This window comes from Pedobacter segetis (genome assembly GCF_016623585.1).
Classification (GTDB): Bacteria; Bacteroidota; Bacteroidia; order Sphingobacteriales; family Sphingobacteriaceae; genus Pseudopedobacter; species Pseudopedobacter segetis.
Map to the genome: position 1 here is coordinate 159,072 of NZ_JAEHFY010000002.1, position 11,033 is coordinate 170,104.

The 11,033-nt window shown below is 36.4% G+C and carries 9 protein-coding genes and 1 other RNA gene; 4 read left to right on the forward strand and 6 right to left on the reverse strand.

The annotated features are described in order from the left end of the window. Positions 1 to 28: 28 nt before the first annotated feature. The 4 genes from I5M32_RS02055 to I5M32_RS02070 are packed head-to-tail and all read left to right on the forward strand — an operon-like array spanning position 29 to position 4,332. Positions 29 to 1,252: an MFS transporter gene (locus I5M32_RS02055; RefSeq protein WP_200584511.1), complete on the forward strand. Its 1,224-nt coding sequence runs from the start codon at positions 29 to 31 to the stop codon at positions 1,250 to 1,252. Continuing rightward, a complete protein-coding gene (locus I5M32_RS02060) occupies positions 1,242 to 3,038 on the forward strand; it encodes a chloride channel protein (RefSeq protein WP_234461830.1) in 1,797 nt (598 codons plus the stop codon). The genes I5M32_RS02055 and I5M32_RS02060 overlap by 11 nt, the downstream gene beginning before the upstream one ends. Further along, positions 3,038 to 3,943, forward strand: a complete 906-nt coding sequence (gene hemF, locus I5M32_RS02065; protein WP_200584512.1) for an oxygen-dependent coproporphyrinogen oxidase — start codon at positions 3,038 to 3,040, stop codon at positions 3,941 to 3,943. The genes I5M32_RS02060 and hemF overlap by 1 nt, the downstream gene beginning before the upstream one ends. A 53-nt stretch (positions 3,944 to 3,996) precedes the next feature. Continuing rightward, positions 3,997 to 4,332 carry an MmcQ/YjbR family DNA-binding protein gene (locus tag I5M32_RS02070; protein WP_200584513.1) on the forward strand — a complete coding sequence of 112 codons (336 nt, stop codon included), beginning with the start codon at positions 3,997 to 3,999 and terminating at the stop codon, positions 4,330 to 4,332. A 34-nt stretch (positions 4,333 to 4,366) separates the two neighbouring features. Here the strand turns inward: I5M32_RS02070 and I5M32_RS02075 are convergent, their stop codons facing one another. From I5M32_RS02075 to I5M32_RS02100, 6 genes are all read right to left on the reverse strand, one after another. Further along, positions 4,367 to 5,482 (reverse strand): AI-2E family transporter, encoded by a 1,116-nt coding sequence (locus I5M32_RS02075; RefSeq protein ID WP_200584514.1) that lies wholly within the window; start codon positions 5,480 to 5,482, stop codon positions 4,367 to 4,369. 75 nt (positions 5,483 to 5,557) lie between these two features. Beyond that, positions 5,558 to 5,911: a tRNA-binding protein gene (locus tag I5M32_RS02080; RefSeq protein ID WP_200584515.1), complete on the reverse strand. Its 354-nt coding sequence runs from the start codon at positions 5,909 to 5,911 to the stop codon at positions 5,558 to 5,560. 163 nt (positions 5,912 to 6,074) lie between these two features. Beyond that, positions 6,075 to 7,466 (reverse strand): sigma-54-dependent transcriptional regulator, encoded by a 1,392-nt coding sequence (locus I5M32_RS02085; RefSeq protein WP_200584516.1) that lies wholly within the window; start codon positions 7,464 to 7,466, stop codon positions 6,075 to 6,077. A 90-nt stretch (positions 7,467 to 7,556) separates the two neighbouring features. After that, positions 7,557 to 7,953: RNase P RNA component class A (gene rnpB, locus I5M32_RS02090), an RNA gene on the reverse strand. A gap of 253 nt (positions 7,954 to 8,206) precedes the next feature. Further along, positions 8,207 to 8,932: a LytR/AlgR family response regulator transcription factor gene (locus tag I5M32_RS02095; RefSeq protein ID WP_200584517.1), complete on the reverse strand. Its 726-nt coding sequence runs from the start codon at positions 8,930 to 8,932 to the stop codon at positions 8,207 to 8,209. Positions 8,933 to 8,977: 45 nt separating this feature from the next. Continuing rightward, the gene (locus tag I5M32_RS02100; RefSeq protein ID WP_200584518.1) at positions 8,978 to 11,029 is read right to left on the reverse strand and encodes a fibronectin type III domain-containing protein; all 2,052 of its coding nucleotides are present in this window, start codon (positions 11,027 to 11,029) and stop codon (positions 8,978 to 8,980) included. Positions 11,030 to 11,033: the final 4 nt, after the last annotated feature.

Consider the following 11,033-nt stretch of genomic DNA (forward strand, 5'->3'; position numbering starts at 1 on the left):
AATTTCATCCCACCTAAACAAACCTTTTATGAGCATTCAAAATACAAATAGAAACATAGTCTTACTTATTATCGTAGCCTCTTTGGGCTATTTTGTAGATATCTATGATCTTGTTTTATTCTCCGTTATCCGTGTACAAAGTTTAAAAGGCATAGGCGTTGCAGATACCGATTTACTTTCGGTAGGTGTTAAGCTCATCAATTCTCAAATGATAGGGATGTTGATAGGAGGGATAATATGGGGTGTTTTGGGTGATAAAATGGGAAGACTAAAAGTACTCTTCGGTTCTATCTTAATGTACTCTGTTGCCAATATTGCCAATGGTTTTGTAACAGATGTGAACACCTATGCCATTATAAGGTTTATTGCAGGCGTAGGATTGGCCGGCGAGCTGGGGGCGGGCATTACTTTGGTTGCAGAAACCATGAGTAAAGAAAAGCGTGGTTATGGAACCATGATAGTTGCCGCCGTAGGTTTAATGGGAGCAGTGGTAGCCGGTTTAGTGGGAGGGGAGTTTCAATGGCAAACCGCTTATTTTGTTGGAGGAGGAATGGGATTGGTGCTTTTGGTTTTGCGTTTAGGCGTAATGGAATCTTCACTTTATAAAAACATAGAAAACAATGCAGTGAGTAAAGGAAACTTTATGATGCTTTTTAACAATTGGGGCCGATTTAAAAAATACATCAATTGTACTTTGATTGCCCTGCCAACGTGGTTTGTAGTTGGGATATTGATCACCTTTGCACCAGAATTTGGAAAAGCGATGGGCGCAACAGAACCGTTAAGTGCCGGGAAAGGAATTTTATATACTTACATTGGCATTTCCTTAGGCGATCTATTAACAGGCTTTTTAAGTCAGGTTTTTAAAACTAGAAAGAAAATTGTAGTGATCTTTTTATTTGCCACACTTTTTAGTGTGTTAATATTTCTGTTCTCTAAAAGAATATCGGCCACAACTTACCATTGGATATGCGTTCTTTTAGGTATTTCTACTGGATTTTGGGTAATTTTTGTTACTATTGCAGCCGAGCAATTCGGAACAAATTTAAGATCTACTGTTACCACCACAGTACCAAACTTTATTAGGGGTTCGGTTGTTTTGGTAACATTAAGTTTTGAGTGGTTAAAATCTCCCTTCGGGATCATACACGCCGCGTTAATTGTTGGTATCTCTACTTTGGCAATAGCGTTTTTGGCAGTTTATAACCTCGAAGAAACCTATGGTAAAGATTTGAATTACATTGAAGAATAACAGATACATCCAAATTTTAAAGCAGCATACGCTGGTGCTTAAATATCTTCACGATCATTTAAACAGAAATCAATTTTTAATTCTAGCTGGTATTTTAGTTGGGCTAACAACAGGTATAGTTGCCGTTTTTCTAAAATCGGTTGTCCATAACCTACACGTGGCTATTGACGCACAATTAGAAGTTTTCAATTATCCTTACCTTAACCTATTTCTACCTTTAATGGGTATTTTACTTACGGTTTGGGTGGTTAAGGTATTTTTAAAAGGAAAAGACGGGAAAGGCATCTCTAACCTTTTGATAGATATTGCCCAACGCTCTGGCATTATGGCGCAATACAAAATGTATTCGCAAGTTGTGGCCAGTGCATTAACAGTAGGTTTTGGTGGTTCTGCAGGTTTAGAAGGGCCAATAGCGGTAACGGGCGGGGCAATAGGTTCTAATTTTGCCAGAATTTATAAGCTAAGTTACAGAGAGAGAATTTTATTGATCGGTTGTGGCGCAGCATCTGGTATAGCCGCGGCATTTAATGCACCCATTACCGGGATGATGTTTGCCATTGAAGTTATTTTAGTGGGCGCCGTTTTTTCTGATTTCATACCATTGATCATCTCTGCTGTTTGTGGTGCCCTAATTTCTAAAGTTATCCTTGATGATAGCATTTTACTAGAGTTTAAAAGCCTTAAAGAATTTGATTATCAAAATATTTTCTATTATATCCTACTGGGTATCTTTAGTGGTTTAGTATCTGTATATTACTCTAGATCAACCATGAAAATAGAACATTTTTTTAAGCACCAGTTCAAGTGGAGCGATTATTCAAAAGCTATTTTTGGCGGGTTGATCCTTGCCCTGCTATGCTTTCTTTTCCCACCTCTGTTTGGCGAGGGCTACTCTAGCGTAAAAATATTGGCCTCTGGTTCCGCAAATAGCTTATTAAACAAAAGCTTTTTCGATATCCCACAATTAGGCGATTGGGCATTGATCATTTTTGTTGGTTTCATCTTCATCTTTAAAAGCTTTGCCTATTCTTTTACGGTTTCTAGTGGCGGTAGCGGTGGTAACTTTGCCCCATCTTTGTTTGCCGGGGCATTTAGCGGTTACTTTTTTGCCGCCGTGAACAACAAATTAAATTACCATTCTTTACCGGTTGGCAATTTTACATTGGTAGGGATGTGCGGTGTAATAAGCGGGGTAATGTACGCCCCTTTAACAGGTATATTCTTAATTGCCGAAGTTACCGGTGGTTATGATCTAATTTTGCCTTTAATGCTGGTTTCTACCTCTGCCTATGCCATTGCCAGGATGTTTGAACCTTATTCTATGGAAAAGAAACACCTGATCGCAAAGAAGCAAATATTTACAGAAGATTACGACCAAAATTTACTAGGGCTTATCAGCCCAGAAGAGATTATAGATAATGAGTACGAAGTAATTTATGCCGATAGTTCTTTGATAGATTTATTAAAATTGATAAGGCAATCAACCCGTAATATCATAGTTTGTAAAAACCATAACGAGAAATTTGTGGGCTTTATATTGTTTGATAAGGTAAGGAAGTTTTTAATGGATCCCGAGCTACAAGAGAAGCTTACGGTAAAAGAACTGATTTCTAAAACAAAGTTTGAAGTAGATACTTCAGATTCTATCGTAGATATCATCAACAAATTTGAAGAAGCCGATCTATGGTACCTGCCCGCTTTTGAAAACGGAGAATTTAAGGGTTTTATCTCAAAAACCAGATTTTTATCGGCCTATAGAAATAAACTAAGGTTAACATTAAGCTGATGCTAATTAAAGAAAACATTTCTTCTGCCTACCAAGAAATACAATCAAACATTATCAAAGGTTTAACAATTTTAGATGGTGGTGCTTTATTTGAGGAAGAAAACTGGGAACGCCCTGGCGGCGGCGGCGGTAAAAGTAAAGTTATCCAAAACGGAGCCTTGATAGAAAAAGGGGGCGTTAATTTTTCTGCCGTTTATGGCAAGCTCCCAAATGCCATTAAAAAAGCATTTGATACCGATAAGGAGGATTTTTTTGCAACAGGCGTATCTATTGTTCTGCATCCCCATAATCCTTGGGTGCCCATTATACACATGAATATCCGTTACTTTGAGATGCAAACTAATGATGATACCATGCAATGGTTTGGTGGGGGGATAGATGTTACGCCCCATTACATAATAGAGAAAGACGCAAAGTTTTTTCATGAGTATCTAAAAAACACTTGCGATAAGTATTCGCCAAGCTTTTATCCAAAATTTAAAAAATGGGCCGATGATTATTTCTTTATCAAACATAGAAACGAAACACGTGGCATTGGCGGTATTTTTTATGATAGGCTTACGCCGATGAGCACCCAACTCTCTTGGGAGCAACTATTTGATTTTTCTGAGGCAATTGGCAACTCTTTTATCCCCATCTATAACCAATTGGTAAAGGAGAATAGGGAAAAGCATTTCACTCTTGAAGAAAAACAATGGCAATACCAACGCCGCAGCCGCTATGCAGAGTTTAATCTGGTGTATGATTCTGGTACTAAATTCGGTTTAGAAACCGATGGCAGGATAGAATCTATTTTGATGAGCATGCCACCAATGGCTTCTTGGGTTTATGATTATAAAGCACAGCCCGGTAGTTTAGAAGCCCATACGCTATCCCTACTAAAGAAAGATATTGATTGGTTATAAATTCTATTTTTGTAATAGCAATTATGGTTAAGGCATAAAACGATGATTATTGGATGGTTACATTTGATGAATTAAGGGAAATAGCCCTTTCGTTTCCAGAAACAACGGAAGAACCTCACTTTGATAAAATATCTTTCAGGGTAAAAAATAAGATCTTCGTAACCTATAACCCACCTAAAGAACAAGCTAACATCAAGCTATCATTAATAGATCAAGATGTTTTTGCGGCTGCCGATAAGAAAATCATTTATCCGGTAAATAATAAATGGGGTAAGCAAGGTTGGACAATTGTTGAACTTAACATGGTTAACCCAAATTTATTCTTTGATGCCTTAAAAACTGCTTATTGCGAGGTAGCACCCAAAAAACTGATAGATCTATTTGGTTAAACCGATTGTGAAACAACGAACATCTAATTTAATTTTAACCGCTTTTCCCTTTCTCGGTTTTTTTTGCCACGCTTTTGATCAAAATAGGATTTTTATCGGGTCTTTCATCCCCTAACAATACGCCCCATTTTTCAAAACCTTCTGCCCGATCAAATATGATTTTCAAAACAGCAATTATCGGCAAAGCCAAAAACATCCCAGAAACACCTGCCAGCGTACCCCCAATCAAAATGCCCACAATGGCGCTCATGCTGTTTATCTTTACTTTAGAGCCTACAATGCGGGGCATCAGTATGTTGTTATCTAAAAACTGAACTACTGCAATTACTATTAAAACGGTAAAAATTGGCCAAGTTTCTTGGGTAGAACTAATGGTTAATAAAACGCCCATAATGTTTCCGATCAATGCGCCTACATAGGGTATCAGGTTTAAGAGCGCAAACAAAACGCCAATTAGTAAAGCGTGTTTTATGCCAATGATCCAAAGTGTACCACCTAATAAAACGGTTATATAGGTTATCTGTATCAACAAACCCAAAAGATAGCTTTTGATAATATCTTCCATATCATTTAAACCGTCTTCAACTTTGGGGATCTGTGCTTTATCAAACCACATGATCACAAATTTTAATAACAAGTTTTTATAAAACAAAAGGAGATAAATATAGATGGGCAATAATCCAAAAAATATTAAAACACCAGAAACAGATCCGGCTATGCCAGATAATATACTTCCTGTATTGTTTAATAATTTATTGCTCTGGTCTTTTATAAGTTCTATTTGTTCTTTGGTAGAGTAATCTGTAAAGCCATTTATCCATTTGCTTAAAGAATTCAAATGCACATTAAGGTTCTGCTTTATTTGAGGGAAATCATCAATCAAAATTTGGATCTGTGCGGTAAAAAACCATAGCAGAAGTGCTATAAAAACCAAGAAGATAAGAATAGGTATAATGATTGCTAAAGGTTCTGGGAACTTCTTTTTTCGCAAAAACCTAAAAATGGGCAAAAGCATTATGCTTAAAAAAAATGCCATTAAAATTGGCATAATGATGCTGTTGCCTACATAAAATATATAGCCTATAAAAAATAACCCAATTAGTTCTATGGCTCTTTTTACGGTTGGTGGAAAATAGGTGGCTTGTTCCATACATTAGGTTTGTTGATTTTTAATCTTCAAATACCAATCTCATGCCAATAAAAAATAAAAGAAGAACAATCTTTATTACCCAATTTTTAATCCGTTTTTAACTGGTTTATCTGTACTTAATAGTGTGATGCAATTTTGCTCGCCAATACTTCCTAAGACTAAGCACTCGCTAATAAAGTTTGCAATTTGTTTTGGAGGGAAATTGACAACGGCGATCACTTGCTTGCCAATTAAATCTTTAGGTTTGTACAACTGCGTGATTTGTGCCGATGTTTTTTTTATTCCTATTTCATCAAAATCTACCCATAGTTTATAAGCTGGTTTAATTGCTTCTTTAAACATTTCTGCTTTAATGATGGTGCCAACCCTCATTTCTATCCTTAAAAAATCTTCAAAACTGATCGTGGCAGGGGCTTGGTTATTTTCCATTTTTAGCTGATAGATTGAGATTTACTAAAAAATTAAATAATTATAAAATGTTTTATTCGATTTCTATTGCAAATGATTTTTTAAACAATAAAAGCTCCGGCCTATTTTAAGAATTTCTTCTTTGATAAAAACCGAAGCTTTAAACCTATTAAGTTTTTGTCTATTAATCGTTTCGTTTTAACCCAAATTTTTCGATTTTACTATAAAGATGGCTGCGTTGTATATCTATATCCTCCGCTGTTTTAGAAACGTTCCAATTATTTTTCTCTAATTTATATTTTATAAATTCCATTTCGGCATTGTCTTTAAAATCTTGGAACTTAGAAAAATTATCAAAATCAAAACCTTTATTGGTGGTTTCTAAATGATTTGTTGGGTTGTAAATACTTCCGCTAGGGTTAGAGAATGCCCTTACATCGTCTTCGGTAATGGTTTTCTCGCTCAAGATGATCAAGCGCTCTATTACATTTCTCAATTCGCGGATATTACCCGTCCAAGGGAGTGTTTTTAAAGCTTCATGTGCACCAGGGGTTATTTTCTTTACTGGCATACCATAATCTGTGCAGATCTCGTCGCAAAAAGTTTCAGAAAGCATGGTAATGTCTTCTTTTCTTTCTATAAGTGGTGCTACGTGAATATGTATAACGTTTAGCCTGTGGTATAAATCCATCCTAAAATTACCTGCATCTATCTCTTTTAACAAATCTTTATTGGTAGCTGCAATTACCCTAACGTTCACTTCAATTTCTTTTTCGCCACCAACCCTGGTAATTTTGTTTTCTTGTAAGGCCCTTAATACTTTAGCTTGCGCCGATAAGCTCATATCGCCAATCTCATCTAAAAATATAGTACCACCGTTAGCTTGTTCAAATTTACCGATCCTTTGTTTTATGGCAGATGTAAATGATCCTTTTTCGTGTCCAAAAAGTTCCGATTCTATCAATTCTGATGGTATGGCGGCACAATTTACTTCTATTAGAGTTCCTTTTGCCCTGTTAGATTTTTCATGTAACCATCTGGCAACCAATTCTTTTCCGCTTCCGTTTGCGCCAGTGATCAAAACTCTGGCATCTGTTGGTGCAACCCTTTCTATGGTTTCTTTTACTTTAGAAATTGCAGGCGAATCTCCCAAGATCTCTCTGGTTTTAGATTTGCTTACTTTTTGCTTTAACTCTTTGGTTTCTGTGACCAAAGTTTTTCTTTCTAAAGCATTGCGTACCGTAATTAATAGTTTGTTAAGATCGGGTGGTTTAGAAATAAAATCAAAAGCCCCTTTTTTAGATGCTTCTACCGCCGTTTCTACCGTACCATGACCAGATATCATGATGAAAGGGACATCAGGATGGCTTTTTTGTGCCGAAGTTAATACTTCCATCCCATCCATCCTGTTCATTTTAATATCACACAGCACCAGATCGTACCCGATGTTTTTAATCATTTCTAAGCCATCAGTCCCATTATCAATATCGTCAACCTTATAATCTTCATATTCTAATATTTCACGTAAAGTATTTCTGATTGCTCGTTCGTCATCAATGATTAAAATTTTAGCCATAATTTAGTTTATCTTTTAAATGTGTATGCAAATATAGACAGTTTTGAAATAAAAAAGTCCTGCGATTAATCGCAGGACTTTTAAATGCTTTAAAAATGCAAATTTGTAAGCCGGGTTCTGTCATCCTGAATTAACCAGTATGTCTCTATCATTTATCTTGCCATAACATTGCTGTTATGATCTATCGGCCTACCCATCTCGATATTGAATGAACAATTGGAACGGGTAACTCCAAAATCGAGACTTATTTGGCCTTTCAACCCCTGAGGTTTACCACGATGTATGTCGCCATACAAAGTTGTGAGCTCTTACCTCACATTTTCACCTTTTCCGCCAATTCCTTGGAGGTAGTTTGTTTTCTGTAGCACTTTCTGTTCCCGATAGCAAATCGGGACCTTCCCGTTAGGAAGCAAGGTACCCTGTGTTGCCCGGACTTTCCTCTCCGCATCAAATTTATTTGATGCGCAGCGATAGAGCAATTTGCGCTACAAATGTATAGATAAATTTATTGTTTGTTGTAAATAATGTATTTAGAAGACCGGTTATAATCTAGCTTAGACCTTGCCCAAAGTTATTAAATTCTTGATCATTGAAACAATACCTTTCTTGTAGAGAATAAAACTTTGGTACCAAAAAAAGAACTTTTTACATCTAATGTCAATACGGACGAGTTATAGTTTTTAAAAATTTAATCATGTTTAAGGTTGATACAACAATTTGATTAGAATCACTAAGATTTTTTAAAACAGTTTAGCCAACAACTCTTCTTTTTTTTGAGCTGATACTTCAATTTCTTTTCCGTCAATCAACTCAAGAGTCCCACCGTCTCCTCTTTTATATTTTATAACATAATCTAGGTTAACGATGTTTGATCTATTGATCCTAATGAAAAAACTATCACTCAGTTTTTGCTCAAATTCTTTGAGGGTTTTAGAAATCACTATTTTTCTTCCACCAGAAAGATGGAAAATGCTATAATTGTTCATTGCCTCAACTAATACTATTTCTGCTTTCTTAACTAAATGTACACCTTCGGCGGTAGGCAGGGCAACCCTGATAAGTTTGTTTGCAGGCTCTGGGCTATCTTTTTTATTCGCCTCTCTTTCATTTGTTTTTTTTATAAGCCTAGATATGGCCAGTTCAAGCTCATCTTCATCTATGGGTTTCATCAGGTAATCCAATGCGTTTACCCGTAAGGCTTCTAAGGTATAAGAATGATAGGCGGTAACAAAAATTACCTCAAAATTAAATGCGCCCAAATGCTCCAAAAACTGAAAACCATTAAGGTTGGGCATCTCCACATCCAAAAAAAGGACATCTGGTTTCAATTCTTTGATTGCATCTAAAGCAACAATGGGGTCGTTAAAATTAGCAATAACCCTTATTGCGGAGCTAAATCTGCCCAGTTTATGTGCCAAAAGATTGCTGCCACGCAACTCATCATCTAAGATTATTGCTTTTATCATCGTTAAAAATAAATAATAAATTTTTAAAGAGCCAGTTTAAAAACCTTATTGCCCCAGAATTACTTCAGACTCTGTTTTATCTTTATAAACCACTTTTATACCAAAAGCTTTGGCCTGTTTTTTCACATTGGCTTCTACCATGGCGTTCTGATTGCCCGATATAGATTTATACATGCTTAAACCATCCCCATCATCTTTGTAAACGATAAAAAAATCAACTTCCTGATGTGGTTTTTCCCAAGTTAAAGACTCTTCTTTTTTAGCTTCATCATAATTTGATCTTAAATTTGGTTTGTAAGCTGTTTCTTTATATTGGGTTTTAAGGTACAGTGGAAAAGATAATGCGGATGCAAGATGGGAAGAGTCCACAGCGGTAATGGTATATAGATAAGCCAATCCGCCCAAGGCAGTTGTATCTTCAAATGAAGTGTCTTTGGTAGTGCCAATTATCTGGTACAGGCTATCAGTAGAGGCTTTTCTGTATAAATTAAAATGGGAGAAATCTTCTTCAATACCCCCAGTCCAGTATATTTTTACGCCATTGGCATTATTGGAATATTTTTGGATAACAGGTACGGATGGTGGCAGAATATCTGGCCTTTCAAGGATTAATGCCTGGCTCATTTTACTGCCATTGAAATTACCATCTATAGCAGTTATTTTAATAAATAGTTTTTTAGTTAACGTATTTAAAGTTGTTTTGAAAGAATATGTGGTATCTCCCATCATATCAGAAATCGGGATAAATTCATGATTTTCCTGATTGGCGGCATAGACTTTATATCCACGTAAGGCTTTACCACTTATATCTGGCTTCCATTTCAAAACCACCAATCCAGTTGTGTCTATCAATCCCTTTAAACCAGATGGGGGAAGGGGAGGTATGGTATCTGGAATGAAAACATATGCTGGGCTGCTGAAGCTTGCATTCCCTGCGGTATCAACAGCCATCAAACGGTAATAAGCAGATTTAAAGTCTTTGCTTAAAACAACTTTTTGAGAGATTTGAGAGGGTGGCATTATGGTTTTATTTATTATACTATCTTCCTGATTTAGGCCGCTGCCCCCCAAAAGATAATAACCTTTTAAATCTTTGTCCAAACTCTTGTTCCATGTAAATACAACCTCATTCCCTTTTTTGTCGAATTTCAAATCAGAAACCGATGGAGGTGTACGGTCAACCGCCATTCCTTGTGCAGTTTCTTCAAATTTTTGATGCTCGCCAAAGGCATTTACCCCTATCAAACGGTAATAATAAGGCTTATAGTTGGCTACAGAATCTACATAGTAATAAGATACATTTTTATCAGTGGTATCTGTAGCCGGTAAATAAATTTGTGTGTTCAAATTCTTAAAATTAATTTTATCTATAGACCGCTGGATATAATAACCCGTGAATGGGCTGTTTTCTTTTAGCCATTTCAGGGTTATGGTTTGCTCTCCATTTTTTGTTTGTAAACCAAAAAATTTTTCTTTCACGCCAGCATCATGCCCAATAACGTACACAAAACCAGTATCGATACTGTTGGCATAATGATAAGGCTTAGCTGCAGAAATGCGATATACATACTTCTTATTAAAATCTACCTTTAAGGTGTCATCAAAAGCCAAACCTGCATACTTGGCAGCAGAAGGACTTATTGCTGAATAAAGCGATGCGATAAGGTGCCTGTTTTGCCTTTCTTCATCCTGCATTTTCACCTGCGCTATCAGGCTCAAACCTTTAGGGTATTCACTTTTTCCATAAAGGGTCTGTGCCATGATAATCAAAGCTGTATCCTTTTCAAAGCCGGGATGCGTCATTTCCTGCAATGTGGCAGCTTTGATGGTATCCTTGCTGATGCGCACCCAGTCTTTAGATTCCGCTTTGTTATCTTTGCCTAAGATCAGCCGATCTATAAAAACCCCGTCCTTAACCATCTGATCAAATAACTGGTAATTACTAATATTCCATCTCAGGGATATTTTATCCGGATATGCCTTACCTTTTCCAACAATTTTGCCTCCGATGGTATAGGGCAGCTGTACGCTTTTTTTCTGTGCAAAAGTTTGTATGAAGCTTAGGCAAACGAATAAGGAGATACAAGTGATTTTCATGATT

What these genes read in the sequence shown, in the direction of transcription:
- I5M32_RS02055 (WP_200584511.1), top strand. Translation starts at nt 29, where the DNA reads ATGAGCATTCAAAATACAAATAGAAACATAGTCTTACTTATTATCGTA.
- hemF (WP_200584512.1), top strand. Translation starts at nt 3,038, where the DNA reads ATGCTAATTAAAGAAAACATTTCTTCTGCCTACCAAGAAATACAATCA.
- I5M32_RS02070 (WP_200584513.1), top strand. Translation starts at nt 3,997, where the DNA reads ATGGTTACATTTGATGAATTAAGGGAAATAGCCCTTTCGTTTCCAGAA.
- I5M32_RS02075 (WP_200584514.1), bottom strand. Translation starts at nt 5,482, where the DNA reads ATGGAACAAGCCACCTATTTTCCACCAACCGTAAAAAGAGCCATAGAA.
- I5M32_RS02080 (WP_200584515.1), bottom strand. Translation starts at nt 5,911, where the DNA reads ATGGAAAATAACCAAGCCCCTGCCACGATCAGTTTTGAAGATTTTTTA.
- I5M32_RS02085 (WP_200584516.1), bottom strand. Translation starts at nt 7,466, where the DNA reads ATGGCTAAAATTTTAATCATTGATGACGAACGAGCAATCAGAAATACT.
- I5M32_RS02095 (WP_200584517.1), bottom strand. Translation starts at nt 8,932, where the DNA reads ATGATAAAAGCAATAATCTTAGATGATGAGTTGCGTGGCAGCAATCTT.
- I5M32_RS02100 (WP_200584518.1), bottom strand. Translation starts at nt 11,029, where the DNA reads ATGAAAATCACTTGTATCTCCTTATTCGTTTGCCTAAGCTTCATACAA.